Origin of the sequence: Myxococcus eversor, assembly GCF_010894455.1 — a bacterium.
Lineage (GTDB): Bacteria > Myxococcota > Myxococcia > Myxococcales > Myxococcaceae > Myxococcus > Myxococcus eversor.
Window position 1 is genome coordinate 108,069 of the sequence record NZ_JAAIXY010000024.1, and the last position, 26,446, is coordinate 134,514.

Annotated in this window: 29 protein-coding genes; 22 read left to right on the forward strand and 7 right to left on the reverse strand. The window is 70.1% G+C overall.

All coding sequences use genetic code 11. From position 1 onward, the window contains the following. The first annotated feature begins 31 nt into the window (after positions 1-31). The 7 genes from G4D83_RS37235 to G4D83_RS37265 all read left to right on the forward strand — a co-directional run bounded on the left by G4D83_RS37235 (position 32) and on the right by G4D83_RS37265 (position 8,475). Positions 32-1,426: a hydroxymethylglutaryl-CoA reductase, degradative gene (locus G4D83_RS37235; protein WP_176435580.1), complete on the forward strand. Its 1,395-nt coding sequence runs from the start codon at positions 32-34 to the stop codon at positions 1,424-1,426. A gap of 115 nt (positions 1,427-1,541) precedes the next feature. Further along, entirely contained in the window at positions 1,542-3,218 is a 1,677-nt protein-coding gene (locus tag G4D83_RS37240; protein ID WP_163869664.1) for a sensor histidine kinase, read from the forward strand. Further along, on the forward strand, positions 3,215-4,558 hold the full coding sequence (locus G4D83_RS37245) for a sigma-54-dependent transcriptional regulator (protein ID WP_163869665.1): 1,344 nt from the start codon (positions 3,215-3,217) through the stop codon (positions 4,556-4,558). The genes G4D83_RS37240 and G4D83_RS37245 overlap by 4 nt, the downstream gene beginning before the upstream one ends. A 231-nt stretch (positions 4,559-4,789) precedes the next feature. Further along, positions 4,790-6,334 (forward strand): SulP family inorganic anion transporter, encoded by a 1,545-nt coding sequence (locus G4D83_RS37250; RefSeq protein WP_163869666.1) that lies wholly within the window; start codon positions 4,790-4,792, stop codon positions 6,332-6,334. Next, positions 6,331-7,080 (forward strand): carbonic anhydrase, encoded by a 750-nt coding sequence (locus tag G4D83_RS37255; protein WP_163869667.1) that lies wholly within the window; start codon positions 6,331-6,333, stop codon positions 7,078-7,080. Before G4D83_RS37250 ends, G4D83_RS37255 begins: the two co-directional genes overlap by 4 nt. A gap of 100 nt (positions 7,081-7,180) precedes the next feature. Next, on the forward strand, positions 7,181-8,023 hold the full coding sequence (locus G4D83_RS37260; protein ID WP_163869668.1) for a sulfite exporter TauE/SafE family protein: 843 nt from the start codon (positions 7,181-7,183) through the stop codon (positions 8,021-8,023). Beyond that, entirely contained in the window at positions 8,020-8,475 is a 456-nt protein-coding gene (locus G4D83_RS37265) for a DUF1634 domain-containing protein (protein ID WP_163869669.1), read from the forward strand. The genes G4D83_RS37260 and G4D83_RS37265 overlap by 4 nt, the downstream gene beginning before the upstream one ends. Before the next feature lie 5 nt (positions 8,476-8,480). Here the strand turns inward: G4D83_RS37265 and G4D83_RS47015 are convergent, their stop codons facing one another. The 6 genes from G4D83_RS47015 to G4D83_RS37295 all read right to left on the reverse strand — a co-directional run bounded on the left by G4D83_RS47015 (position 8,481) and on the right by G4D83_RS37295 (position 13,587). Further along, entirely contained in the window at positions 8,481-8,984 is a 504-nt protein-coding gene (locus tag G4D83_RS47015) for a SixA phosphatase family protein (RefSeq protein WP_163869670.1), read from the reverse strand. Between the two features lie 59 nt (positions 8,985-9,043). Then, a complete protein-coding gene (locus tag G4D83_RS37275; protein WP_163869671.1) occupies positions 9,044-9,988 on the reverse strand; it encodes a metallophosphoesterase family protein in 945 nt (314 codons plus the stop codon). A 12-nt stretch (positions 9,989-10,000) separates the two neighbouring features. After that, on the reverse strand, positions 10,001-11,356 hold the full coding sequence (locus G4D83_RS37280) for a sensor histidine kinase (RefSeq protein ID WP_163869672.1): 1,356 nt from the start codon (positions 11,354-11,356) through the stop codon (positions 10,001-10,003). 12 nt (positions 11,357-11,368) lie between these two features. After that, positions 11,369-12,049 carry a response regulator gene (locus tag G4D83_RS37285; protein ID WP_163869673.1) on the reverse strand — a complete coding sequence of 227 codons (681 nt, stop codon included), beginning with the start codon at positions 12,047-12,049 and terminating at the stop codon, positions 11,369-11,371. A gap of 108 nt (positions 12,050-12,157) precedes the next feature. Then, on the reverse strand, positions 12,158-12,667 hold the full coding sequence (locus tag G4D83_RS37290; protein WP_163869674.1) for a hypothetical protein: 510 nt from the start codon (positions 12,665-12,667) through the stop codon (positions 12,158-12,160). Beyond that, positions 12,664-13,587 (reverse strand): tetratricopeptide repeat protein, encoded by a 924-nt coding sequence (locus G4D83_RS37295; RefSeq protein ID WP_163869675.1) that lies wholly within the window; start codon positions 13,585-13,587, stop codon positions 12,664-12,666. Before G4D83_RS37295 ends, G4D83_RS37290 begins: the two co-directional genes overlap by 4 nt. A gap of 163 nt (positions 13,588-13,750) precedes the next feature. On the opposite strand from G4D83_RS37295, the gene G4D83_RS37300 reads away from it, so the two are divergent. Then, complete coding sequence (locus G4D83_RS37300; RefSeq protein WP_163869676.1) at positions 13,751-14,353, forward strand: YceD family protein; 603 nt, start codon at positions 13,751-13,753, stop codon at positions 14,351-14,353. 130 nt (positions 14,354-14,483) lie between these two features. Here G4D83_RS37300 and rpmF read toward each other — a convergent pair whose 3' ends face one another. Then, positions 14,484-14,672, reverse strand: coding sequence for a 50S ribosomal protein L32 (gene rpmF, locus G4D83_RS37305; protein ID WP_163869677.1), 189 nt, complete (start codon positions 14,670-14,672; stop codon positions 14,484-14,486). A 451-nt stretch (positions 14,673-15,123) separates the two neighbouring features. Between rpmF and plsX the strand changes: the two genes are divergently transcribed. The 14 genes from plsX to G4D83_RS37375 all read left to right on the forward strand — a co-directional run bounded on the left by plsX (position 15,124) and on the right by G4D83_RS37375 (position 26,406). Then, the gene (gene plsX, locus G4D83_RS37310; protein ID WP_163869678.1) at positions 15,124-16,185 is read left to right on the forward strand and encodes a phosphate acyltransferase PlsX; all 1,062 of its coding nucleotides are present in this window, start codon (positions 15,124-15,126) and stop codon (positions 16,183-16,185) included. A gap of 54 nt (positions 16,186-16,239) precedes the next feature. Beyond that, a complete protein-coding gene (locus tag G4D83_RS37315) occupies positions 16,240-17,223 on the forward strand; it encodes a beta-ketoacyl-ACP synthase III (RefSeq protein ID WP_163869679.1) in 984 nt (327 codons plus the stop codon). A 40-nt stretch (positions 17,224-17,263) separates the two neighbouring features. Further along, positions 17,264-18,196 (forward strand): ACP S-malonyltransferase, encoded by a 933-nt coding sequence (gene fabD / locus G4D83_RS37320; RefSeq protein ID WP_163869680.1) that lies wholly within the window; start codon positions 17,264-17,266, stop codon positions 18,194-18,196. A 4-nt stretch (positions 18,197-18,200) separates the two neighbouring features. Next, a complete protein-coding gene (gene fabG / locus G4D83_RS37325; protein ID WP_163869681.1) occupies positions 18,201-18,947 on the forward strand; it encodes a 3-oxoacyl-[acyl-carrier-protein] reductase in 747 nt (248 codons plus the stop codon). Positions 18,948-19,052: 105 nt separating this feature from the next. Continuing rightward, positions 19,053-19,295: an acyl carrier protein gene (acpP, locus tag G4D83_RS37330; RefSeq protein WP_163869745.1), complete on the forward strand. Its 243-nt coding sequence runs from the start codon at positions 19,053-19,055 to the stop codon at positions 19,293-19,295. 84 nt (positions 19,296-19,379) lie between these two features. Continuing rightward, entirely contained in the window at positions 19,380-20,633 is a 1,254-nt protein-coding gene (fabF, locus tag G4D83_RS37335; protein ID WP_163869682.1) for a beta-ketoacyl-ACP synthase II, read from the forward strand. 22 nt (positions 20,634-20,655) lie between these two features. Then, complete coding sequence (gene rpiB, locus G4D83_RS37340; protein ID WP_163869683.1) at positions 20,656-21,099, forward strand: ribose 5-phosphate isomerase B; 444 nt, start codon at positions 20,656-20,658, stop codon at positions 21,097-21,099. A gap of 38 nt (positions 21,100-21,137) precedes the next feature. Further along, positions 21,138-22,394 (forward strand): serine hydroxymethyltransferase, encoded by a 1,257-nt coding sequence (glyA, locus tag G4D83_RS37345; protein WP_163869684.1) that lies wholly within the window; start codon positions 21,138-21,140, stop codon positions 22,392-22,394. Between the two features lie 31 nt (positions 22,395-22,425). Further along, positions 22,426-22,929, forward strand: coding sequence for a transcriptional regulator NrdR (gene nrdR, locus G4D83_RS37350; RefSeq protein ID WP_163869685.1), 504 nt, complete (start codon positions 22,426-22,428; stop codon positions 22,927-22,929). A gap of 10 nt (positions 22,930-22,939) precedes the next feature. Next, on the forward strand, positions 22,940-24,103 hold the full coding sequence (gene ribD / locus G4D83_RS37355; protein ID WP_163869686.1) for a bifunctional diaminohydroxyphosphoribosylaminopyrimidine deaminase/5-amino-6-(5-phosphoribosylamino)uracil reductase RibD: 1,164 nt from the start codon (positions 22,940-22,942) through the stop codon (positions 24,101-24,103). 143 nt (positions 24,104-24,246) lie between these two features. Next, positions 24,247-24,909, forward strand: coding sequence for a riboflavin synthase (locus G4D83_RS37360; RefSeq protein ID WP_163869687.1), 663 nt, complete (start codon positions 24,247-24,249; stop codon positions 24,907-24,909). Positions 24,910-24,948: 39 nt separating this feature from the next. Then, the gene (gene ribH / locus G4D83_RS37365) at positions 24,949-25,455 is read left to right on the forward strand and encodes a 6,7-dimethyl-8-ribityllumazine synthase (protein WP_163869688.1); all 507 of its coding nucleotides are present in this window, start codon (positions 24,949-24,951) and stop codon (positions 25,453-25,455) included. 2 nt (positions 25,456-25,457) lie between these two features. Beyond that, positions 25,458-25,880, forward strand: a complete 423-nt coding sequence (gene nusB, locus G4D83_RS37370) for a transcription antitermination factor NusB (RefSeq protein WP_163869689.1) — start codon at positions 25,458-25,460, stop codon at positions 25,878-25,880. A gap of 34 nt (positions 25,881-25,914) precedes the next feature. After that, positions 25,915-26,406, forward strand: coding sequence for a M17 family peptidase N-terminal domain-containing protein (locus tag G4D83_RS37375; protein WP_163869690.1), 492 nt, complete (start codon positions 25,915-25,917; stop codon positions 26,404-26,406). Positions 26,407-26,446: the final 40 nt, after the last annotated feature.

Sequence of the window (26,446 nt, forward strand, 5' to 3'; positions counted from 1 at the left end):
TGAGAGGGATTGTGTCGATGTGAGGTGATTGATGGCTGAGGAGCGGGTGGATACCCAAGGTGCTCGTGGCAATGAGTCGAATCAGTCGGTATTTTCCGGCTTTCATCGGCTGTCGTTGGAGGAGCGGCGCGAGCGCCTGGGCGTCGGGCTGGGGCTCGATACGGAAGCGCTGGAAGGGCTCACCGGGGAGCAGGGGCTGTCCATGGAGGCGGCCCTATCGATGGTGGAGAACGCGGTGGGGCTCTTCAGCCTGCCACTGGGGCTGGGGCTGCACCTGAAGGTCAACGGGCGGGAGTACGCGGTGCCCATGGTGGTGGAGGAGCCGTCGGTCATCGCGGCGGCCTCCTTCGCGTCGAAGCTGGTGGGCGCGGCGGGAGGCTTCATCGCGGACGCGGACCCGTCGATGATGATTGGTCAGATTCAAGTCGCCCGCTTCGGTCCGCCGAGCTTCGCCATGGCGCGCATCCTGGAGGCGCGCACGGAGCTGCTGGCGCTGGCCAATGGCCTGCACCCGAGCCTGGAGCGCCGTGGGGGCGGTGCCCGGGACGTGGAGGTCCGGCTGCTGCCGCCACCCGAGGGGCCCGGCATGGAGCCGCTGCTGGTGGTGCACGTGCACGTCGACACGCAGGAGGCCATGGGCGCCAACCTGGTGAACACGATGATGGAGGGGCTGGCGCCCCGCATCGAGCAGCTCACCGGGGGCAAGGTCTACCTGCGCATCCTCTCCAACCTGTCGGACCGGCGGCTGGCCCGGGCGCGCTGCTCGATTCCCGAGCGGGCGCTGGCGGACTTCGGCTTGAGCGGCGGTGAGGTCGCCGAGGGCGTCGTCCAGGCGAGCCGCTTCGCGCTGGCGGACCCGTACCGCGCCGCGACGCACAACAAGGGCATCATGAACGGCATCGACGCGGTGGCGCTCGCCACCGGGCAGGACTGGCGCGCCATCGAGGCGGGCGCGCATGCCTATGCGGCTCGTGGGGGACGGTATGGCCCGCTGTCGGTGTGGCGCCGGGAGGCGGGCCACCTCGTGGGCGAAATCCAGTTGCCGCTGGCGCTGGGCACGGTGGGGGGCTCGCTGCTGCTGCATCCTGGCGTGCAGGCCGCGTTCAAGGCGCTGGGACATCCCTCCGTGCGGGAGCTGGCGTGCATCTTCGCGTCGGTGGGGCTCGCGCAGAACCTGGCGGCGATTCGCGCGCTGGGCTCGGTGGGCATCCAGCGCGGCCACATGGCGCTGCACGCGCGCACGGTGGCGTCGAGCGTCGGCGCGCCGCCGGAGTGGGTGGAGGCCATCGCCGCGCTGCTCGTCCAGGAGGGCGAGGTGAAGGTGGACCGGGCGAGGCAGGTGTTGGACCGGATGCGCGGTGGCGGAGAGACGGTGACGCTGACGCCGTCCGCGCTGCGCACGGGGCTCCAGGACGAAATCGAGTAGGCCGCTCGTCCGGGGGAAGGGGAGGGGCACCCGCGCGCGGAGGATCCCGGCGCCGCCGCGTGTTCTGGTTCCCACCCGCCTTGGGGCTGTGCCACAACGGCGGGGTGAGCACCCCATGACTCCGCCTGACCCGCACTCCCCGCCGCCCTCGTCCTCACCCCTGCGCACCCTGCCGGTGCCCACGCTGACCCCCACGCCGGGCGAGCTGGCGCAGACGCAGCGGCGCGGTGGCCGCTCGGCGCTGCTCGGCCTGGGGTTGGTGGGCGTCGTGGCGCTGACGAGCCCCGTGCTCGGCTACCTGGAGGACGTGGGCAACGCGCGCGAGGAGCTCTTGGGGCACCTGTCCAACCAGGCGCGAGTGCAGGCCGACGCCCTGGGAGTCCACCTGCTGCTGCTGGAGGCGGAGCTGGCGCGCGTGGCGGGACACCCCACGCTCTTTCCGGAGGACGGGGCGTCCCCCGCGGAGCAGGCGCTGCTCGACAGTGCCTTCTATCACTCGTCCCTCTTCTCGGAGGGCGTGGCGCTGCTCGGTCCTCGAGGCGAGCGCGTGTGGAGCGACCCGCCCGGCATGTCGCTGGGGGCCTCCCCCATCACCCGGCGCCCGTGGTTCCAGCGGATGGTGGAGCGCAAGGCGCCGACCATCGACCTCCTGGAGGGCGAGGGCGGGCCGCTGGTCGTCGCCGTGCCGATGATGAAGGAGGGCCAGCTCAAGGGCGTGCTGCTCGGCGAGGTGCGCACGGAGGCGCTGCCCACGCGCTCCACGGAGGAGACGGCGCTGTTCCTGATGGATGCGCGCGGCCGGCTGCTCCTGCCGTCGTCGCCCTTCTCCCACCAGGAGGACTTCTCCGGGGCGCTGCGCTCACTGGCGCGGGCGCCGGGGCCGCTGGTGCTGGAGGGAAACCGGCTGATGGGCGCGGCGGCGTGGGTGGGCCGCAGCGAGCTGTTGCTCGTGGTGCTCGAGGACGAGGAGTCCGCCACGGCCGGGCTGCGCTCGCGCTTCCTGCGCCAGCTCGCCTTCCACATCGCGCTGCTCACCTGTACGCTCGGCCTGTTCCTCGTCCTGCTGCGGCATTCCTACCGCTCGCTGCTGGCCGCGGAGGAGCGGCTGCGCCGGCAGGAGACGATGGCCGCGCTGGGCACCGCCGCGGCGCTCATCGCCCATGAGGTGAAGAACGCGCTCAACGGCATCCAGGCCGCGCTGTCCGTGCTGCGCACGACGCCCGCGGGCAGCGAACTTCCCGTGAGGGGCCTGCGCTCCCAGGTGGAGCGGCTGGGGCACCTGGCCCGCTCGCTGCTCTCGTTCGGCGCGCCTCGTGCCGCGATGCGCCGTAGCTGCGAGCTGCACCTGCTGGTGGAGGAGGCGCTCCAGGCGGTGCGCATGCTGCCGGAGTCGGAGGAGGTGGAGCTGCGCACGTCGCTGGAGGAGAACCTGGCCGTCCAGGGTGACGCGGCGCTCCTCGTGTCGGCCATCGACAACCTGGTGCGCAACGCGGTGGAGGCGGGCGCCGTCGCGAAGGACACGGGCCTCAGGCCCGCTCCCTGGGTGGCGGTGAACCTGTCGCGGGACGGCGAGGAGGCGCTGCTGGTGGTGGAGGACAACGCGGGAGGCGTGGACCCCCGGCTGGAGCCCCGGCTGTGGGAGCCTTTCGCCACCGGACGCGCGAAAGGCGTGGGCCTGGGGTTGCCCATGGCGCGCACGTCCGTGGAGGCGCATGGTGGAAGCCTGACCTATACCCGCCGTCCACAGGGCAGCCTCTTCACGCTGCGGCTGCCGCTGGAGCGCATCTCATGAGCATCCATCTGCTGTTGGTGGACGACGACCGGACCTTCGCCTCGCTGGCCGCCACCGTGCTGCGTCACGAGGGCTTCCGGGTGACGCTGGCGCACTCGCTCCACGACGCGCGCGCGGCGCTCGCCCGGCAGGCCCCCGAAGTCGTCGTGTTGGACCGCCGTCTGCCGGATGGAGACGGCATCCACCTCCTGCCGGAGCTGCGCGCGCAGTTCCCGGACACCGCGGTGATGATGGTGACGGCGCACGGCGACATCGCCAGCGCCGTGGACGCCATCAAACAGGGCGCGCGCGACTACTTGTCCAAGCCGGTGGAGCTCGACGACCTCGTGCTCCGCGCGCGCCGCGCCGCCGCGGACCTCCAGCTCCACGAGCGGCTGCGCCAGGCCGAGAGCGAGCTGGGAGGCCGGCGTCGGCTGTTGCGGCCGCGCGCGCCGGCGATGGTGGCCGCGCTGCAGATGATTGAGCGCATCGCCACCGCGCCCCGCAGCCCGGTGCTGATTACGGGAGAGACGGGCGCGGGCAAGGAGGTGCTCGCGCGCCACCTGCACAACGTGCAGGGCCACCAGGGCCCCTTCGTCCACGTCAACTGCGCCGCGCTGCCCTCCGCGCTGGTGGAGAGCGAGCTGTTCGGCCACGAGCGGGGCGCCTTCACCGACGCGCGCGCGGCCCGACGCGGGCTGGTGGAGGTGGCCGACGGCGGCATCCTCTTCCTCGACGAGATTGGCGAGCTGCCGCTCAGCCTCCAGGCCAAGCTGCTCACCTTCCTGGACCAGGGCGCCTTTCGCCGGCTGGGCGGGACGACGGAGCTGACGAGCAACGCCCGCGTCGTCACCGCCACCAACCGGGACCTCACGCGCGAGGTGGCGGAGAGCCGCTTCCGCGAGGACCTGTACTTCCGCCTCAGCGTCTTCCGCGTGGAGATTCCGCCCCTGCGCCAGCGCCGCGAGGACGTGCTGCCGCTGGCGGAGTCGCTCCTGGTGGAGCTGTGCGCGGAGCTGGGGCGCAGGCCCGTGGACTTCTCCGCGGCCGCGAAGGCTCGCCTGGAGCGCTACCCGTTTCCGGGCAACGTGCGCGAGCTGCGCAACGTGCTGGAGCGCGCGCTGGTGCTCGAGCCCGGGCCCGCGCTGGAGCTGCAGGCCCTGGAGCCGCGAGGTCCCCTGGGGCCATCCGCCACGGACCCGGACGCCTTCGTGGTGTCGGGCGTCCCGCGCACGCTCGACGAGGTGGAGCGCCTGTACGTGAAGCATGTCCTCGGACGGCTGGACGGCCGGCGGATGGAGGCGGCCAAGGCGCTGGGCCTCTCCTACCCCACGTTCCTGCGCAAGCTCGAGGAGTCCTGAGGCGTCGGACGGCCCCGGCCGACGCGCCAGGCGGGGGCTTCAAGTTCCTTGCTCAAATTTCTTGAAGTCCCGCGCGGCCACTTGAAGTTCCTTTCATTGGCTGGCCGCCTCCGGGCGCCACATCTCTCCGTAAAATCATGCACTTAGGTCGTGGCACGGTCGTTGCCATGACGCACCGCGAGACTCAGCGTGCGCCACCGTCGGTGGCGTCTTCTCGTGGAGGTGTGTGGCATGACGACGAGCGATGGGAACGCTGGCTCGGCCTGGAAGAACCTGGCCGCTGACCTGCCTGCTTCCCTGGTGGTTTTCCTGGTGGCGCTGCCCCTCTGCATGGGCATCGCGTTGGCGTCGGGTGCGCCCATTGTTTCGGGCCTCATCGCCGGCGTGGTGGGTGGCGTGGTGGTGGGCCTCTTGGGCGGCGCGCCGCTTCAAGTCAGTGGCCCCGCGGCCGGCCTGGCGGTGATGGTGTTCGGGTTCATCCAGACCATGGGTCTGGCGATGACGTGCGCGGCGGTGGCCGTGGCGGGCGTGCTGCAGATGATTTTCGGCGGGCTCAAGGTGGCTCGCGCGGCGCTGGCCATCTCGCCAGCGGTGATTCACGGGATGCTGGCGGGTATCGGCATCCTCATCGTGCTGGGGCAGGTGCACATCGTCCTGGGTGGCAGTCCCCAGTCGAGCGCCTTCCAGAACATCAAGGAACTGCCGGAGCAGATTCTCGGCCTGCATGGCCCGGCCGCGGTGCTGGGCCTGGTCACCATCGGGTTGATGGTGGTGTGGCCGGTCCTGGCCAAGGGCAAGCTGAAGCTCGTGCCGGCACCGCTGGTGGCGGTGGTGGGCGCGACGGCGGCGTCGGTGTTCTGGGGCGCGGACGTGGCGCGCGTGGTGCTGCCGGACAACGTGTTCAGCAGCATGCAGCTTCCGACGATTCCCACCGGCAACTGGGGTGCATTCGTAGCGGCGGTGCTGTCGCTGGCGCTGGTGGCGAGCGCGGAGTCGCTCCTGTCGGCGGTGGCCACGGACAAGATGCACACGGGGCCCCGGGCCAACCTGGACAAGGAGCTGTTCGCGCAGGGCGTGGCGAACACGGTGTCCGGGCTCGTGGGCGGCCTGCCGATCACGGGCGTCATCGTGCGCAGCGCGGCGAACATCTCGGCGGGCGCGAAGTCGCGCTGGTCCGCCATCATCCACGGCGTGTTGCTGCTCGTCTTCGTCACGACGCTCGGCTCGGTGGCGGGCCTGGTGCCGCTGACGGTGCTGGCGGGTCTGCTCGTCGTCGTCGGCACCAAGCTGGTGAACCTGCACCACATCCGCGAGCTGCAGAAGCGCGGCGAGGTGCTCGTCTACGCGGTGACGGTGGCGGGCGTCGTCGGCATCAACCTGCTGGCGGGCATTGGCCTGGGATTGATGGTGGCCATCCTCCGGTTGTTGTGGCGGCTGGGCAGCGTGAAGGTGGACGTCAAGCAGGCGCACGGGGAGTTCCTCGTGCGCGTGACGGGCTCGCTCACCTTCGTCGGCGTGCCGCGGCTGTCCATGGCGCTGGCGCAGATTCCCTCGGGCTCCAAGGTGAAGGTCGACCTGGCCGTGGAGACGTTGGACCACTCGGGCTTCGAGGCCATCGAAAGCTGGAGTGACACGCATCGCAAGACGGGCGGCTCGGTCGTCATGGAGTCGCTCGAGGAGGTCTGGGTCCGCAGCGGGACCTCCAAGAACTCGAATCCTGTCCTGGGTCCCCAGGTTTCCTCCAACAACACTCTCGCCTCAGAAGGTGCCCGATGAAGAAGCTCATTCGCGGTCTGCTGGACTTCCAGCTCAAGAGCCGGCCCGCCTACCGAGACGTGTTCGCGCGACTGGCCAATGGTCAGTCTCCCGATTGTCTCTTCATCTCCTGCTCGGACAGCCGGTTGGTGCCCAACCTCATGGTGTCCACGGACCCCGGCGACCTCTTCGTGGTGCGCAACGTGGGCAACCTGGTGCCGCCGTCGGACAAGCACGGCGTCTCCATGGGTGACCAGTCCGAGGCCGCGGCACTGGAGTTCTCCATCGCCAACCTGGAGGTCGAGGACCTGGTCATCTGCGGCCACTCGAGCTGCGGCGCGATGAAGGCGGTGCTGGGGGGCGGCGAGGTGGCCGGTGCCCCCAACCTCTCCGCGTGGCTGGCGCATGGCAAGCAGTCCCTGGCGACGCTCAAGGCGGGGACGACGGTGGGCGAGGGCCTGCCCGAGTACGACAGGCTGTCGCAGCTCAACGTGCTGCAGCAGCTGGAGCACGTGGCCAGCTACCCGCTGGTGAAGGAGCGCGTGGCCGCGGGCAAGCTGCGGCTGCACGGGTGGTGGTTCGACATCGCCAGCGCCCAGGTGCACGTGTGGCGTCCGGCCCACGGCCGCTTCATCCCCATGACGGAGCTGGTGGGAGAGGCGCTTCTGCGCGAGCTCGGCGGGGACCCGCTCTACGCCAGCGAGGGCCAGGCGGCGAACCAGGAGGGTGTCGCCCGCATCCACTCCGTGGCCGCCAACGGCCACTGAGCCACGCGGAGCAGGCAGGCAAGGGGGCATGGCCCGCACGAGGCCGTGACTCCTGATTGGAAATCCGGCGCTGGAGAGGAAGGATGCGGCCCGGCGCCGCATGACTCCCTTCCTCTTCACGTTCGTCGTCCTGCTCTTCTCCGTGGGGGCGGGACTCTTGGGCTCGCTCCTGGGCATCGGCGGCGGGCTCATCCTCATCCCCGTGCTCACGCTGCTCCTGAAGGTGGACATCCACTACGCGGTGGGTGCCTCCATCGTCTCCGTCATCGCCACGTCGAGCGGCGCCGCGGCGGCGTACGTGCGCGAGCGCATGGCGAACCTGCGCGTGGCCATGTTCCTGGAGCTGGCGACGACGGCGGGCGCGCTCACCGGGGCCTTCCTGTCGGGCCGGGTGGGCGGGCGCGGGGTGTACCTCGTCTTCGGCGCCGTCATGGCCTACTCGGCGCTGGTGATGCTGCGGCGGATGAATTCGACGGAAGTCGCGCCGGTGCCCGAGGACGCGCTGGCGGACCGGCTGGGGCTGCACGGCAGCTACTGGGACGAGTCCATGGGCCGCGAGGTGGACTACCGCGTCACCCGGCCGTTGGCGGGCCTGGGGTTGATGTACGTGGCGGGCACGGTGAGCGGCATGCTGGGCATCGGCTCGGGCGCGCTGAAGGTGCCCGCCATGGACCTGACCATGCGGCTGCCGCTGAAGGTCTCCACGGCCACCAGCAACTTCATGATTGGCGTGACGGCGGCGGCCAGCGCGGGCGTCTACTTCGCGCGAGGGCACATCGACCCATTCATCGCCGGCCCCGTGTGCGTGGGCGTCACGCTGGGCGCGTGGCTGGGCTCGCGGCACCTGATGGCGAAGGTGAATGCGTCGTGGCTGCGCGCCCTCTTCGTCTGCGTGCTGCTGTGGGTGGCCTTCGAGATGCTGCGCAAGGGGTGGTCGTCATGAGCGAAGCGCCGTCGTCCGAGCCTCGTCCCCCGCCGCCCGCCAGCGTCACGCTGCCCGCGGCGCCCGAGGCGGTGCCCCTGGTGCCGGAGCTGCTCATCAGCGACTTGTTGCGCTACGGCGTCCTCGTCAGCCTGTCGCTGGTGACGCTGGGCACGACGGTGACGTTCTTCCGCCACCCCGACTATCTGGTGTCGTCCGAGGCGCTGGAGCGTCTCACCGCGCCGCACCCCGTGCCGCACGGGCTGGCGGACGTGGTGGCGGGCGCCATGGCCGCGCGCGGACAGTCCTTCGTCATGGCGGGGCTGTTGGTGATGATGGCCGTGCCGGTGATGCGCGTGGCGCTGTCGCTGCTCATCTTCCGGCAGCAGAAGGACCGGCTCTACGTGGCCATCACCACCGTGGTGCTGACGCTGCTCCTGGTGTCCTTCCTCGTGGGCGCGGCGGAGGGCTGAGCCCTTCACTCGTCCGTGTCGTAGCGCTTGAGCGCGCGGCCCGGCGCGGCCCACCAGACGAGCTGGAAGCCCGCGTCGTCCCCGGTGGACCGGAGCGCCACGGCGGTGCCCTTGCGCAGCTTCTCCGGCGCCTGCGTGTCGTCGCCCAGCGCGAGCGCGAGCGCCTGCTCCAGGGACGGGTTGTGGCCCACCAGCGCGAAGCCCGGCCCCAGCTCCCGCGCCAGGTCGACGATGCGCCGCGCGCCGCTCCTGCGCGGCACCAGCGCGGGGTGGACCTCCACGCGCGACAGGCCCAGGGCCTCGGCGAACAGCTCCGCCGTCTGGACGGCGCGGACCAGGGGGCTGGTGACGATTCCCCGCAGCGGGGTGAGGCGGGCCAGCTTGCGCGCGTGCTGGCGGAAGAGGGCGCGGCCCTCCGGGGTGAGGGCGCGGGCCTCGTCACCCAGGACGTGGGTGTCTTCGGCCTTGGCGTGGCGGACGAGCAGCAGCGGCAATTCGCGAGCGGACATGGTGGCCTGCCTCAACCACCGGCCACCCGTCCGGGCAAGCAACGTCCTGGCGACAAACCTCAGCCGTCCAGGTCGTTCAACACATCCAGGGGCAGCGGCGTCGCGTCCGTCACCGTGCCGTCCATGTCCGTGGGCAGCGAGGTGGGGTCCATGTCCGGAGGCGCGCGGCCCTCCATGGGCACCGCCGCGTTGCGGATGGGGGCGCCCGGCGGTGGCCGCAGCACGGGGCCCGGAGGCGGCAGGCCGGAGTGGCGGCGCGCGGCCTCCATCAGCGCGTTGTGGTGGCGGTAGCGCGCCTCCACCAGCTTGTGGATGAGCAGCGGTCCCCCCGGCACCCGGCGCGCGGTGAGGGCCTGGGTGGCCTTGCGCACGGGGTAGCGCACCCGGCGAATCTGCACGCGCCAGCCCTTGGGCGTGTACGTGAAGACGCCGTAGGCGGGGCGCAGGTCTCCGTCGCGCGGAATGCCCGCGCTGGCCACGTCGGCGATGAGCATGCGGCCCACGCGGCGGCGGTAGGGGAAGTGCAGGTGGCCGAAGGCGCATGCCGCCGCGTCCAGGTGCGCGAAGTAGCGGCGCACCGCGACGTCATCCAGCGTGGGGTCCAGCGACTCCTCGAGGTTGCGCGGGTTGGCGTGGCAGACGAAGAGGTCCTGCCCCTTGCGCGGCGTGTAGCGCACGGAGAAGGGCAGGGCGCCCAGTTGACGCAGGTGCGCCTCGCCGAGTTGATCTCTCGTCCAGCGCAGGAGCTCCGTCTTCCAGTGGTCTCGCTCGCGGTACGCACCGCCCAGGTAGTTCCCGGCGAGGTAGCAGTCGGTGTTCCCCATCAGCACCGAGTCGCAGCGGTCGAACAGCAGGTCCACCGTCTCGCGAGGGTGCGCTCCGCGCAGCGCGAGGTCGCCGGCGGCGACGATGTAGTCGGGCGCCACGGAGCGCGCGATGTCCTCCAGGACGGCCTCGCAGGCGGGGAGGTTGCCGTGAATGTCCGCGAGGATGGCGACCCGCATGGTCGTGCCATCCTACCCCGTCGCAGACCGAGCGGGAGCCGCCTGGGGCAGAAAAATGGTGAAGGTGCTGCCCTCGTTCGGTTGGCTCTCGACCTTGACCTCGCCGTCCATGGCCTGGAGCAGGTGTTTGACGATGGAAAGACCCAACCCGGTGCCTCCCATGTCCCGGCTCCGGCCCTTGTCCACCCGGTAGAAGCGCTCGAAGATGCGCGACAGGTGGCGCGGTTCAATCCCCACCCCGGTGTCCCGCACCCGCACCACGCACCGCCCGTCCTCACACGCTCCGTCCACGTCCACCCGCCCCCCGGCGGTCGTGTACTTCACCGCGTTGTCCAGGAGGTTGAGCAGCACCTGCTCCACCGCCCGCGGGTCTCCCACCGCCACCAGCCCCGCTGGGACGTGGAGTGAAACCACCTGTCCCTTGCCCTCGGCCTTGGGGCGCACCGTGTCGGCGGCCCGGGCGGCGGCCTCCGCCAGCGGGACGTCGGTGAGCTTCAGGCTCACCTGCTGCGACTCCAGGCGCGAAAGCTCCAGCAGGTCCTCCACCAGCTCGGACAGGCGCTCGGACTGACGGTGGATGATTTCCACCATCCGTGGAGCCACCTGCGCGTCACCGAGCGCTCCACCCTGGAGCGTCTCCGCGTAGCCGCGGATGGCGGTAATCGGCGTGCGCAGCTCGTGGGAGACGTTGGCGACGAAGTCCTTGCGCACCTTCTCCAGCCGGCGCAGCTCGGTGACGTCGTGGAAGACGGCGGCGCTGCCCGGCAAGTCCCGGCCCAGCGGCGTCACGCGCACGGACAGGGTGCGGGGGAACAGGCCTTCCAGGTCCAGCTCCAGGTGGGTGGAGGCCCCCTCCAGGCAGCCGCGCATGACGGCGTCGTGGAGCTGGTCATCGCGCAGGACGGCCAGGGGGCGCTGCCCGACGATGGGGGCGCCCGTCTGGAGGATGTTCCGGAGCGCGTCGTTGTGGCGGACGACGGTGCCCTCCGCGTCCGTCACCCAGATGCCCTCGGCCATGCTGTCCAGCACGGCGGTGAGGGTGCGGGACTCCTGGGTCAGCTCCGTGTTGCGCGCGGACAGGCGGGTGTGGAGCGTGTCGATGGCGCCCTCGAGGCTGGCCACCTCCTCCAGCCGGTCCGGGTCCGGCGCCGAACCGCCGCTGCCCTCGGCGCGGCCGCGCGTGCTGCGCGCCAGCCTGTCCAACTGCCGTTGCAGCGCGCCGCGGCTCAGGCCCAGCGCCATGAGGGAGCCCGCGAGGGTGATGAGCGCCACGGGCACCGCGGCGCCCGGCGTGCCCAGCATGGCCACGAGCAGCCCGACGAGGGTGGCCGGCAGGAGCAGCGGCAGGAGCGTGTAGCGCAGGGGCATGAGGCGGAACGCCTAGGGAGGACTGAGCTTGTAGCCGACGCCGCGCACCGTCTCGATGATGTCGCCCGCCGGGCCCAGCTTCTCCCTCAGGCGCTTGATGTGCGTGTCCACCGTGCGGGTGTGGATCTCCGCCTGGATGCCCCAGACGTCGGAGAGGAGGATTTCTCGCGTCTGCACCCGGTCACTGCGCTCCAAGAGCGTGCGCAGCAGGCGGAACTCCAGCGCGGTGAGGACCACCTCCACGTCCTTCACGCGCACCTGGTGGCGCGAGGTGTCCAGGAGGATGTCCCCGGCGGCGAGCACCTGTGCGGGCCCCTCGTCGGCGTCGCCCCGGCGCAGCACCGCCTTGACGCGCAGGAGCAGTTCGCGGACGGAGAAGGGCTTCACCACGTAGTCGTCAGCGCCCAGCTCCAGGCCCTGCACGCGGTCCGACTCCTGGCCCTTGGCGCTGACGATGATGACGGACGTCTTTCGCAGCTCCGGGTCCTGCTTGAGCATGCGCAGCACTTCGCCGCCCGCGATGTCCGGCAGCATCATGTCCAGGAGCAGCAGGTCGGGGGGATTCGCCCGGGCGCGGGCCAGGCCTCCGGCGCCGGTGTTCGCCGACTCCGTCTCGAAGCCCGCGGCCCGGAGGTTGTATTCGACGAGCCCGGCGAGGTCCTGCTCGTCCTCGATGATCAGGATGCGCGTCATAGGGTCCTCTGGGATGTCCTCTGGTGGCTCGACGGAAGGAGGTGTAGCGGAAAAGGGGCCGTGAGCGTGGGTGGCATGGGCACCCCGAGGGCGAGGGCGCCGGCTCGCTCAGGGAGAGATGGACGGGTCGCAGGACTGCTCGGTCAGCACGAGAGGCGCGGCGACCACCGGCACGTTGTCGCCGGAGTTGACGACCTTGAGGTAGTTGCAGGAGCTGCCGAGGAAGCGCGACGGCGAGCCCACGGCGATGGCCTCGATGACGAGCGCGTAGTCGCGGCCCACCGGCACGTCCACCGCGAGCGTCTGGCCCGCGCCGTTCTGCATCGCCGTCAGGTCCACGGTGAAGCGCAGCGCGCGCCCCTCGTTGCCGCGCGGATCCTCCAGCACCACCAGGTCCTCTCGCTTCACCTGCGTGTTGAGGCAGGTGCGCTGCAGCTCGGTGCAGCTGCGGCGCGAGCCGTCCTTCAGCACGCTCACCTGGAGCGCATGGACCTCGCTGGCCACCGCGCGCGACATCGTCACGTCCAGGCCGAAGCGGCCGACTGTCTCGGAGTCATCGGGGCCGCACGCACAGAGGATGGCGGCGAGCGGCAGGCACTTCAGGAGGCGGAGGCTCATGGCTGGGCGGGGTCCACGCGGATGGTGATGGGGACGCGGCCGCGGTCCTCGGAGGAGGAGAGGGCCACCACGCCGGCGGTGCCACCGATGGCCACCGCGCCCACGGCCACCCAGAGCCAGGGGCTCTTGTACCAGGGGCGTCCCTCGGAGGCCTCGGCGGCGGCCGCCGTCGAGCGCTGCGGTGCCACCTGGAAGAGCAGCGGCTGGAAGGAGTCACCCCGGCCGGCGAGACGGCGCTGCGCGGCGTCCACGACTTCGAAGTAGTACTCCACCTGGTAGGGCTCCGGCTCCACGGGCACGTCGTAGGCGGGGACGACGGCGCGGAAGCGCTCCTTCTCGCCACGGTCCTTCACGAAGTCCACGGAGTTGTAGGCCTGGTCTCCGGCGCGCCGGTAGAACAGCCGCGCGCGAGCACCCAGCGCCAGCTCCTGGATGGTGGCCTCCACGACGATGGGCTCGCCGCCGGGCGGGTCCGGAATCGGGTCCACGTCCAGCGTGACGGGACGCACGCGCCGGCTGCGGATGTCCTCCTTGATTCGAGCGTAGAGCGCGCGCAGCTTGGGCGGCGCGGTGCGGGGCAGCTCGTAGTCGGGCCGGGCCTGGAGCAGCTTTTCGTAGGCCTCGCGCGCCTGGTCCTCGTCGCCCAGGTACAGGGCGGTGAGGCCGAGCAGGCGGTAGAGCTCCACCAACTGGTCGTCGGTGACGTCCGGGGCGTCCAGGCCCGCCTGGAGCGTGCGGCGGGCCTCTTCGAACTCGCCGTCGTCAATTTGCTCGCGGGCGCGGGTGATTTCTGGGCTTGCTGGCCCGAGCTGGGAGAGGGCGGGCGCGGGGAAGAGGGGACGGGCCAGCCCCGGTGGAGCCAGGAGGCCCACGACGAGGATGAGTGCCCCCACGCGCAACGGCAAATCGTGCCTGTGCATCAAACCGACCCTAGCAAAGCGTTGTCTGGAGGATCCACGAAGGCCACCCCACCGGTGGTGACGGCGCAGTGACATCTTCGCGGTGCTGTTGAACCCGGGCGTGTTGACGGTGGAGGGGCCGCCCTCTATGTTGCCCGCCCAATTTTACCTGGATGTCGCGTAAATGCTCGTAAAGGTTGAACAAATTCATGAGTCGGGGCTGAAGCTGGACGAGCCCATCTCGCCGGAGCTGCTGGGCGCCGCGCTGGAAGGGACGGCGTCCGGGTTGGACACCGGCTTCCGGGCCACGCAGCCATCCCAGCTCAAGGCCACGCTGCGCAGGGTGAGCGGCGGGGTGCTGCTGAACGGCAACTTCACCGTGCACGTCACCAGTCCCTGCAAGCGCTGCCTGAAGGACGTGGAGCTGGCGCTGCCCGTGGTCTTCTCGCTGAACCTGGTGCCCGAGTCGATGGTCCGGGGCGACGACTTCAAGGACGACGACGAGAAGTCCATGGAGAAGAAGGAGCGTCAGCAGGGGGAGACGGGCGGCTCGTTCGAAATCGATGGCGTGGACCAGGAGGTCTTCAATGGGAAGACCATCGACCTGGACCCCATCGTCCGAGAGCAGCTGCTGTTGGCCCTGCCGATGAACCTGGTCTGCAAGGACGACTGCAAGGGCCTGTGCTCGCAGTGCGGCACGAACTTCAACGAGGCCCAGTGCCAGTGTGACACGAAGCCGGTGGACCCCCGGCTGGCGGCGCTGAAGAACATCAAGCTCGGCAACTGACGTCCGGAGAGGACGCCGGCCCCGCCGGGATTCGGGGCCGGAAAAGAGCAAGGGCCGCGACCTCCGATTGGAGAGGCGCGGCCCTTCGTGCTGCTCGACGCCCCTCTTCAGGAGCGTCACTGGCAAGGCCTCAGGCCCCGGCTTGGGGCAGCAGCTCCCGCCCCTTGTACTGGCCACAAGACGTGCAGGCGCGGTGAGGCATCACCGGCTCCTTGCAGTTGGGGCACTTGGTCACCTGCACGGCGGTGCGCAGGTTGTTGTTGCCAGCGCGACGAGTGTCACGACGCATCTTCGAAGTACGCTTCTTGGGGACGCCCACGGCTCACCTCTGTCTCACGCGCTGTGCCGGGGTCCCCGGCTGCCTGCGCAACATGTCGGTCAACACCGGCCTGGAAGCAGTCGCGACGAGCTCGCGTACTCCCGGTCCGGCTTGAAAGGCGGCGGACCCTAGCGGCTCATCAGGCCCGAGTCAATGCGCGTGTACTGCCCAGTCACACCACGACGTGTCTCGGGGCCGCCCGACCGCCAGATACCTCACGCGGTCCGCCGGGACAACGCTGGTGATGGGCTCTTTTCTGCCCGCCCCCGTGGATCATCCGAACCCGGGAGCCTCCCACCCGAGTCACCCCGGCGCCGCCCACCTGGACCCACCCCACGTGGCGAGGCAAGCGAGTCGTTGCCCCCCTGGGAGGTTCCTGGTGTGCTGCGCGCCGCCCGGCGGGCCGGGTGGGTTTCTAGATGACACGCACGCAGGCATGGAAAGGGCGCGGATGAGGCTGGTCCTGGACGCGATGGGGGGAGACTACGCGCCGGGGGCGCCGGTGGAGGGCGGGGTGCTCTTCGCCAAGGCCCACCCCGAGCACCAGGTGGTCCTCGTGGGGGACACGGCCCGGGTGACGCCCCTGTTGGGGCGCGGGCTGCCTCCGCCCAACCTCCGCGTGCACCACGCATCCGAAGTGGTGGAGATGGATGACCACGCCGCCACCGCCTTCCGCCGCAAGCGGGACTCGTCGCTGCGCGTGGGCTTCGACCTGGTGAAGGACGGGCACGGGGACGCGCTGGTGTCCGCAGGCAACTCGGGCGCGGTCATGGCCGGCGGGTTGATGACACTGGGCCGGCTGCCGGGCGTGGAGCGCCCCGCCATCGCCGCGCTCTTCCCCGCGCTCAAGGGCGGCGGGCGCTGCCTGCTGCTGGACGCGGGCGCCAACGTGGACTGCCGCCCGTCGCACCTGGCGCAGTTCGCCGTGCTGGGCGAGGCCTATGTCCGACTGCTGCTGGGCGTGGCCCGTCCCCGCGTCGCCGTGCTGTCCAACGGTGAGGAGGCCTCCAAGGGCACGCTCCTGACTCGCGAGGCGAGCGACTTGCTGCGCCAGTCGGACCTGGACTTCGTCGGCTACGTGGAGGGCAAGGACCTCTTCTCGGGTGACGTGCAGGTGGTGGTGACGGATGGCTTCACCGGGAATGTCGTCCTCAAGACATCCGAGGGCGTGGGCATGGGCGTCATCGGCATGCTGCGCCAGGCCATCGAGAAGCGGGGCGGCCTGTCGGAGAAGCTGGGCGCGCTCCTGCTCCAGCCGGCGCTGAAGGGGCTGCGGAAGATGGTGGACTACGCCGAGTACGGAGGCGCTCCACTGCTGGGCCTGCGCGGCGTGGGAATCGTGGCCCACGGGCGCTCCTCTCCTCGAGCCATCTACAACGCGCTGGGCGCCGCGCTGGCCACCGCGCAGGGCGGACTCCAGGAGGAACTGACGCAATGCATCGCCAGGGCCGCCGCCTGGCTCCCTACCCACCCGAGGGGAAAAAGAGGGACAGAGGAAGCCGTTTCCGATTAGAGACCGGCGCCTGGGCGTTGGGTTCGATGAAGCTCCTTTTCGCGGAGAACCCTCGTGGCATGCACGCAGATCATCGGCACCGGCTCCTACGCTCCCTCCCGGGTCATCACCAACCAGGAGCTGGAGGCGTGCGTGGACACGTCCGATGACTGGATTCGTGAGCGCACGGGCATCCACGCGCGGCGGCGCGCCGCGGACGACGAGGCCACCAGCGACCTGGCCGTCGCCGCCTCGCTGAAGGCCCTGCAGATGGCGGGCGTGGCGCCGGAAGAGCTGGACCTCATCGTGGTGGGGACCATCACCGCGGACATGCCCATGCCCTCGTGCGCGGCCTTCGTGCAGGCGAAGCTGGGCGCGCGCCGGGCCTTCGCCTTCGACGTGGCGGCCGCGTGCGCGGGCTCGCTGTACGCGATGAGCATCGCGGATCAATTCCTGCGCTCCGGGCAGGTGAAGCGGGCGCTGGTGGTGGGCGCGGAGCTGCTCACGCGGGTGGTGGACTGGACGGACCGCGACACCTGCGTGCTCTTCGGGGACGGGGCGGGGGCCATGGTGTTGGCGCCCTCGGAGGCGGAGGGGCGGGGCATCCTCTCCACCCACCTGTTCACGGACGGGACGCTCGCGGACGTGCTCACCATTCCGGGCGGTGGCTCGCGCACGCCGATGACGGAGGAGGGCATCCGGGCGCACCTCCACAAATTGAAGATGAAGGGGCGCGAGGTGTTCCGCTTCGCGGTGCGCGCGCTCGTGGATTCCACGCGGGGTGCGCTCGCCTCTCACGGGTTGACGGCGCGGGGCGTGGATCACGTGATTGCCCATCAGGCCAATGTCCGCATCCTGGACGCCGCGCTGGAGCGGCTGGAGATTCCCCGCGACAAGTGCTGGCTGAACCTGCACAAGTACGGCAACACGTCGTCCGCGTCCCTGCCCATGACGCTGGACGAGGCCCACCGCGCCGGAAGGCTCCGGCCCGGAGACGTCATCGCGATGATGGCGATTGGCGCGGGCATGACGTGGGGCAGCGCGGTGGTGCGCTGGTAGTCGGGCACGGACTGGACGTTTCAGGAGGCAGAGACCGCACATGGCGAAGGTCGCATTCGTGTTTCCCGGGCAGGGCAGTCAGGCCGTGGGGATGGGCAAGGACCTCTTCGAGAAGTTCCCCGAGGCCCGCGCCGTCTTCGAGGCCGCGGACGACGCGCTCGCCGACAGCCTCTCCAAGCTCTGCTTCGAGGGGCCAGAAGATGCGCTGAAGCTCACGGCCAACACGCAGCCGGCCATCCTCACGGTGTCGGTGGCGGCGCACGCCGTGTTCTCGAAGCGGGGCCCGGCGGCGTCATTCGTCGCGGGCCACTCGCTGGGTGAGTACTCCGCGCTGGTGGCCGCGGGCGCCATGTCGCTGGGCGACGCGGCGAGGTCGGTGCGGGCGCGCGGCGGCTTCATGCAGGAGGCGGTGCCCGCGGGCGTGGGCGCCATGGCCGCGATTCTCGGCCTGGAGCCGGCGAAGGTGAAGGAGGCGTGTGAGGCCGCGGCCGAGGGCCAGGTGGTGTCTCCGGCCAACTACAACTCGCCTGAGCAGACGGTGATTGCCGGCGACGCGGCGGCGGTGGAGCGCGCGGGCGTGAAGTGCAAGGAGGCCGGGGCCAAGCGGGTGATGCCGTTGCCGGTGTCCGCGCCCTTCCACTGCGCGCTGATGGAGCCGGTGAAGCCGAAGCTGGCGGCGGTGCTGGGCGGCGTGAAGCTGGTGGCGCCGTCGGTGCCGGTGGTGACGAACGTGGAGGCCAGGCCCAACTCGGACGTCGCGCGCATTGTCCCGCTGCTGCTGGAGCAGGTGAGCGCGCCGGTGCGGTGGATTGAGTGCGTGGAGGCGCTGAAGGCCGAGGGCGTCACGCGCGTGGTGGAGCTGGGCCCGGGCAAGGTGCTGTGCGGCCTCATCAAGCGCATCACCAAGGACATCGAACTCTTCAACGTCGAGGACGCCGCGAGCCTGGAGAAGGTCCTCGCGGCGCTGGGGTGAGCGCATGAGCTTCAAGGACAAGGTGGTGCTGGTGACGGGTGGCTCGCGCGGCATTGGCCGGGCGTGCGCGGTGGCGTTCGCGAAGGCGGGCGCCTCCACGGTCATCATCAGCTATGCGGGCAACGAGGCGGCGGCCCAGGAGACGGTGGCTCTGCTCACCGCCGAGGGCGCGAAGGCCGAGGCCATCCGCTTCGACGTGGCGGACACCGACGCCTGTACGAGCGCCGTGGAGGGCATCGTCAAGGCGCACGGCCGGCTGGATGTGCTCGTCAACAACGCGGGCACGGCGGTGGACGGCCTGGTCATGCGGGTGAAGGACGAGGACTGGGACAAACAGCTCGACACCAACCTGCGGGGCCCTTTCGCCCTCATCCGCGCGGCCTGCAGGCCCATGATGAAGCAGCGGGGCGGCGCCATCGTGAACGTCACCTCCGTCGTGGGGGATATGGGAAACCCCGGCCAGTCGGCCTACTCGGCGGCCAAGGCGGGGCTCATCGGCCTGACGAAGACGGTGGCCAAGGAGCTTTCCAGCCGTGGCATCCGCGTCAACGCCGTCTCCCCGGGTTTCATCTCCACGGACATGACGGCCCACCTGAATGACGACCTGCGCCAGAAGATGATTGGCGGCATTCCGCTGGGCAGACTGGGCACTCCGGAAGAGGTCGCCCAGGCCGTTGTCTTCCTCTCAGGTGACGCTTCGACCTACATCACCGGCGAGGTCCTGAAGGTCAACGGCGGCATGTACATGTAACCCAAGGTTGGATTGGCGGCGGGCGTGGGATATACCGCGCCGGCTTTCGACAGGGCTCGGGAAGCCTTCCGGGCCTACATCTGGTTCCTGGAGGGTTCATCACTTATGTCGACGTCCGTAATTGAGACCAAGGTCAAGGGCATCATCGCTGATCAGCTCGGTGTGGGAGAGGATGAGATCAAGCCCGAGTCTTCCTTCATCGAGGACCTTGGCGCCGACAGCCTCGACATCGTGGAGCTCGTGATGGCGATGGAAGAGGAGTTCGAGGTCGAGATCCCCGACGAGGAGGCCGAGAACATCAAGACCGTCGGCGACGCCATCAACTACATCACCACCCACAAGAAGTAGGCAGCACCACGGCGTGCCGGGGGGCGGGGAGATGCCGCGTCCAGCGCGGCGTCCCCGGCGTCCCAGGCGCCACCGGAGAGGACCGTGTCACACCGTCGAGTCGTCATCACCGGTACCGGGCTCATCTCGGCACTGGGTACAGGAACCGAGAAGAACTGGCAGGCGTTGCTTGCCGGCACTTCAGGCATTTCCCTCGTCTCTCGCTTCGACCCCAAGAAGATAGACACGCGAATCGCCGGCGAGGTGAAGGACTTCGAGCCGGAGAAGTTCATCGACAGGCGTGAAGTGCGCCGCATGGACCTCTACGCGCAGTACGCCATGGCCGCGGCGGCGATGGCGGTGGAGGAGTCTGGGCTGCCGGTGGGCCCGGACGTGCCGCACGGCTACACGCCGGAGCGGGTGGGCGTCATCGTGGGCTCGGGCATTGGCGGCATCTCCTCCTTGGAGGAGCAGCACCGCAAGGGCCTGGAGAAGGGGTTCGACCGGTTGTCGCCCTTCTTCATCATCCAGATGATCGTCAACATGGCGCCTGGCCTCATCTCCATGCGCTACAACTGCAAGGGGCCCAACTGGGCGCCCGTGTCCGCTTGCGCCACCAGCGCCCACGCCATTGGCGAGGCCTGGAAGTCCATCAAGCTGGGCGAGACGGACGCGGCCATCGCCGGCGGCGCCGAGGCGGCCATCACCCCGTTGGGGCTGGGTGGCTTCTCGGTGATGAAGGCGCTGTCCACGCGCAATGATGACCCGGCAGCGGCCAGCCGCCCGTTCGACAAGGACCGTGACGGCTTCGTCATGGGCGAGGGCGCGGGCATGCTCATCCTCGAGGAGATGGAGGCCGCGAAGAAGCGCGGCGCCAAGATTCTCGCGGAGCTGGTGGGCTACGGCGCCAACTCGGATGCGTACCACGTGACGCAGCCGGCACCGGAAGGCGAGGGCGCGGCGCGCTGCATGCGGCTGGCGCTCAAGTCGGCGGGGATGAACCCGGAGGATGTGGGCTACATCAACGCCCACGGCACCTCCACTCCCTTCAACGACGCGAACGAGACGAAGGCCATCAAGGCCGTGTTCGGCGACCACGCCCGCAAGGTGGCGGTGTCGTCGACCAAGTCCATGACGGGCCACATGCTCGGCGCGGCGGGCGGCTACGAGGGCGTGGTGAGCGCGCTGGCGCTGTCTCGCAACATCCTGCCGCCCACCATCAACCAGACGAGCCCGGATCCGGAGTGTGATCTGGACTACGTGCCCAACGTGGCCCGCGAGGCCAAGGTGGACGCGGTGATGAGCAATTCGTTTGGATTCGGTGGCACCAACGCGGTGCTGCTGTTCAAGCGCTTCTAGTCGGCAGGAGAGGAGGGCCCGCGTGAAAGTCATTCTTGCTTCGGACCACGCGGGCCTGGAGCTCCGCCAGGAGTTGGTGGCGGCGCTCAAGGAGCGCGGGGTGGCCCACGAGGATGTGGGCCCGTTCGCGCGGGACTCGGTGGACTACCCGGACTTCGCGGCCCGGGTGTCCAAGGCGGTGACGTCCGGTGAGGCCACCCTGGGCGTGCTGGTGTGTGGCACCGGCATTGGCATGAGCATCGTCGCCAACAAGCACCGGGGCATCCGAGCGGCCCTGTGCACCACGGAATTCGAAGCGCGCATGGCGCGAGCCCACAATGACGCCAACGTGCTGTGCCTGGGCCAGCGCGTGGTGGGCTCCGGCGTGGGCCGGGCCATCCTGGAGGCGTTCCTCGGCACCGCGTTCGAGGGCGGTCGCCATGAGCGGCGCGTGCAGATGATTCGCGAGGCCGAGTCCCAGGGCTAGTGGCCGTCGCGGTACCCGTTGTCGAGAGGAAAGCCGCCATGGAGAACACCCGCACGCTGGCCGACGTGGACCCCGAGATTGCCCGGACGGTCCGCGAGGAGACGCAGCGCCAGGAAGATGGCCTGGAGCTGATCGCCTCGGAGAACTTCGTCAGCCCCGCAGTCATGGAGGCGGTGGGCTCCGTGCTCACCAACAAGTACGCGGAGGGCTACCCCGGCAAGCGCTACTACGGCGGCTGCGAAGTCGTGGACGTGGTGGAGAACCTCGCCATCGACCGCGCCAAGCAGCTGTTCGGCGCGGACTTCGTCAACGTGCAGGCGCACTCCGGCAGCCAGGCGAACATGGGCGCGTACATGGCGCTGATGAAGCCGGGCGACACGATGCTGTCCCTGGACCTGAACTCCGGCGGCCACCTCACCCACGGCGCCACGTTCAACTTCTCCGGCAAGCTCTACAAGGTCGTCCACTACGGCCTGACGCGCGAGACGGAGACCATCGACTTCGCGCAGGTTCAGTCCCTGGCGCGTGAGCACAAGCCCAAGGTCATCGTCGTGGGCGCCAGCGCCTACCCGCGCACGCTGGACTTCGCGAAGTTCCGCGAGGTCGCCGACGAGGTCGGAGCGGCGATGATGGTGGACATGGCGCACATCGCGGGCCTGGTGGCCGCGGGCGTGCACCCCTCGCCGGTGCCCTTCGCGGACATCGTCACCAGCACCACGCACAAGACGCTGCGCGGTCCTCGCGGGGGACTGGTCATGGGCCGCGAGCCCTACGCCAAGAGCATCAACAGCCAGATCTTCCCCGGCATCCAGGGCGGCCCGCTGATGCACGTCATCGCCGGCAAGGCGGTGGCCTTCCGCGAGGCGCTGACGCCCGAGTACAAGACGTACCAGCGCCAGATTGTCGCCAACGCGCAGGCGCTGGCGGAGGCGCTGAAGTCGGCGGGGCTGCGGCTGACGTCGGGAGGCACGGACAACCACCTGATGCTGGTGGACCTGCGGCCCAAGAAGCTCACGGGCAAGGTGGCCGAAGAGGTGCTCGGCAAGGCGGGCATCACCGTGAACAAGAACATGATTCCGTTCGACCCGGAGAAGCCGATGGTGACGTCGGGCGTCCGGGTGGGCACGCCGGCCATCACCACGCGCGGCATGCGCGAGGCCCAGATGGCGGTGGTGGGCAGGCTCATCGGCGCGGCGCTGGACGCGGCGCAGGACGACGCGGCGCTCGCTCGCATCCGCGGCGAGGTGAAGGAACTCTCCCAGGGCTTCCCCCTGTACGCCTCGCGCCTCAAGTAATCGAAGGGACCAGGAGCTCTGCTCCGTCTCCATGCGCTGCCCGTTCTGCCAGGATGCCGAAAACAAGGTCATCGACTCTCGCGAGTCACATGAGGGCTCCGTCATCCGACGGCGCCGCGAGTGTCTGGCCTGCAAGCGCCGCTTCACCACGTACGAGCGGGTGGAGGAGCTCTACCCGCTCATCGTGAAGAAGGACGGCCGGCGCGAGGCGTTCGACCGGGACAAGATTGTCAGCGGGCTGAAGAAGGCGTGTGAGAAGCGGCCGGTGTCCGCGGATCAGCTCGAGGAGACGGTGGTGGCCATCGAACGGCTGCTGCAGGGCATGGGCGAGAAGGAGATCAACTCGTCCGTCATCGGCGAGGAGGTCATGCGCCGGCTCCAGGAGCTGGACGAGGTGGCCTACGTGCGCTTCGCGTCCGTGTACCGGAGCTTCCGGGACATCTCCGAGTTCATGCACGAGCTGAAGGATTTGCTCGAGGACCAGGAGCGCGAGCGCAAGGCGAAGCCGCCCCTCGCACCGGGCCGGGGAAGCTGAGGGGATACGCATGCGGCTGCTCACGCGGGCCAGGTTGGAAGCCACCAGGGCGCCCCGGGCGAAACGGGCGGCGGACTTCGACCGCGCCGTGGCCGAGTTCTTCATGCGCATCGCCCTGGAGGAAGCCGCCAAGGGCCTGGGCCGCACCAGCCCCAACCCCGTGGTGGGCGCCGTCCTGGTGAAGGGCGGCCGCATCATCGCCCGCGGCTATCACAAGAAGGCCGGCACCGCGCACGCCGAAGTCGTCGCGCTGGAGGCCGCCGGCTCCCGCGCGAGGGGCGCGGACCTCTACTCCACGCTGGAGCCGTGCGACCACTACGGCCGCACGCCGCCGTGCAGCCTGGCCATCATCGAAGCGGGCGTGCGCCGCGTCTTCACCGGCTCCTCGGACCCGAACCCCAAGGTGAGCGGCAAGGGCGTGGCCCGGATGCGCCGCGCCGGGGTGAAGGTCGTCACCGGCGTGCTCCAGGAGGAGGCCGACAAGCTCAACCGGCCCTTCTTCAAGTCCATCCGCACGGGCATCCCCTGGGTGACGCTGAAGGCCGCGGCGACGCTGGACGGCAAGCTGGCCACGGCCACGGGGGACTCGCGCTGGGTGACGGGCGAGAAGGCGCGCGAGTGGGTGCACCGGCTGCGCGACTCCGTGGACGTCATCCTCGTGGGCGCGAACACCGTGCGCCACGACGACCCCAAGCTCACCACGCGGCTGCCCGGAGGAAAGGGCAAGGACCCGCTGCGCGTCGTGGTGGACAGCCACCTGCGCCTGTCGCCCGGCTACACCGTCTTCACCCAGAAGAGCCCCGCGCGCACCATCATCGCCACGCTGGAGGACCCGGAGGGGCGCAAGGCGAAGCGCTTCCTGGCCCAGGGCGTGGAGGTGTGGCAGCTGCGCGCGAAGGGCGACCGGGTGGACCTGAAGGCCCTGCTGCGCCGGCTGGGCAAGTCCGGCCTCAACCACGTGCTGGTGGAGGGCGGGGCGGAGATGTACGGCTCCTTCCTGCGCGAGCACCTGGCGGACGAGCTGGCCCTGTTCCTCGCCCCCAAGCTGCTGGGCCGCCAGGGCATGTCCTGGGCGGGCGACCTGGGCGTGAAGGAGATGACCCAGGCCCTCTCGGTCAAGGATCTCACCTTCGAGCAGCACGGGCAGGACATCCTGCTCCAGGCGCTGCTGTAGGTCCGGCCCGGACTCGCGGTGCCTCCCTTCGGCTCATGCATGAGTCCGGGGAGAGGAGCCCAGGGGCCGTTGAATGGCGGACACGCCGGGGGCCCCGGTTGTCCGTGGGCGTGACGACGGCGGGTCCGTTATAAGCCCCCGTCATGTTCACCGGGCTCATTCAGGACATCGGCGGAGTGGAGCGCGTCATTCCCGGCGGGATGACGGACTTGTGGATTCGCACGTCGTTGGGCGCGCAGGCCTTCGCGCTGGGCGAGTCCATCGCCGTGGATGGCGCCTGCCTCACGGTGGTGGAGCGCACGGGCGACAGCTTCCGCGTGCAGGCCGCGCCGGAGACGCTGCGGCGCACCACGCTGGACGCCGTGCGGCCGGGCGACCGCGTCAACCTGGAGCGGGCCCTGGCGCTGGGGGACCGGCTGGGCGGGCACCTGGTCTCCGGGCACGTGGACGGCGTCAGCACGGTGCTGGAGACCTACCCGGAGGGGGGCTCGTGGGTGATGGTCTTCGGGCTGCCGGAGGCGCTAGCGCCGTACTTCATCGAGAAGGGCTCGGTGGCCATCGACGGCATCAGTCTCACCGTCAACACCGTGGGGGTGGACCGCTTCAGCGTCCAGCTGATTCCGGAGACGCAGGAGCGCACCACCCTGCGGGCCAAGAAGGTGGGCGCCCGGGTCAACCTGGAGGCGGACCCGATTGGGAAGTACGTGGCGCGCCTGTACCTGCTCCAGCGGGGGCAGGCGGGCGCTCCAGCCTCGGGTGGGGTGTCCGAGGCGGCCCTCCGGGCGGCGGGTTTCGGGACGCCGTAGCAGGCGACGCCGGGGCCTGGGTGGTGTAGGAAGCCCCGCATGCCTCGCTACATCGAAGGTGATTTCCTCCCCCCCAAGGGCCGCTTCGCCATCTGCGTCGCCCGCTTCAACGGCTTCATCACCGAGGAGCTGGCCAAGGGCGCTGTCGACACCCTGGTGCGTCACGGCGTGGCCGACGCGGACGTGGACGTGTACCGCTGCCCCGGCACCTATGAGCTGCCCGGGCTGGTGCGCCGCGTCGCGGAGTCGCGTCAGTACACGGGAGTCATCGTCCTGGGCGCCGTCATCCGGGGTGGCACGCCTCACTTCGACTACGTCGCGGGCGAGTGCGCCAAGGGCATTGGCGCGGTGGCCTTCAGCGCCGCGGCGGCGAGTCCCCCGTCGGCCGTCACGTTCGGCGTGCTCACGTGTGACACGGTGGAGCAGGCCATCGACCGGGCCGGCGTGAAGGCCGGCAACAAGGGCTCCGAGGCCACGTTGGCCTGCATCGAGATGGTGAACCTGTACGGCAAGCTGGCCGCGCTCGATGCGACGAGGAAGGGTTAGTCATGGGCGCGCGCAGAACGGGACGTGAGCGGGCGTTGCAGGCGCTCTACCAGTTGGAGATGGCGGCGGGCGCGTCCGTGAATGACGCCCTGGAGTCGGCCTGGACGGCGTCGGAAGAGGAGAAGCGCGAGCCGGACGCGGTGAAGTTCGCCCGCGAGCTGGTGGAGGGCGTGCAGGCCCACCGCGCGGAAATCGACCGGCTCATCGAGTCGCACAGCCACAACTGGCGGCTGGACCGCATGTCGCGCATCGACCGCAACGTCCTGCGCGTGGGCATCTTCGAGCTGAAGTACCGTCCGGACATCCCTCGCAAGGTCACCATCAACGAAGCGGTGGAGCTGGGGAAGAACTTCGGGACGGAGGAGTCCAGCGCCTTCGTCAACGGCCTGTTGGACCGGGTGGCCGTGGCGCTGAACAAGGCCTGAGCAGCGGAGCTTCGAGCGGAAGAAGGGACGCGCCGTGAGCCAGACGACGACGCACGACATCGGGATGGAAGGGCTGGACTCGCTGTCCGGAGTGGACGCCCTGTGTCTCTTCGTGGCGCAGGATGACCGGCCCCTGCCGGCCACCGCGGGCTACGTGGACTGGCGCCTGTGTGGCGTGCTGTCGCGCGTGCTCAAGGGCGGCTTCTTCTCCGGCGAGAAGGACGACTGGCTCCTGCTCCCCTCCGATGGGAAGCTGGAGGTGCCGCGCATCTTCGTCGTCGGCCTGGGGGCCCGTCGTCAGCTCGACGCGGAGGGACTCCAGGAGGCGCTGGCCGGGGCGGGCAAGGTGCTGAGCCGGGCCAAGGTGGCGTCGGTGGCGCTGGAGATTCCCGCCGGGGGTTCGCTGGATGACGCGGCGCGGGCAGAGGGCTTCCAGAAGGGCTTCGTCCCAGCGTTCAAGGGCGGACGGGTGGCCCTCCTGGTGGACAAGGCGCTCGTCCGGCTCCTACCAGGCAGGAAGGGCTGAAGCGCAGCGACCGGGCAGGCCTTCTGTTAGAGTGGGGGAA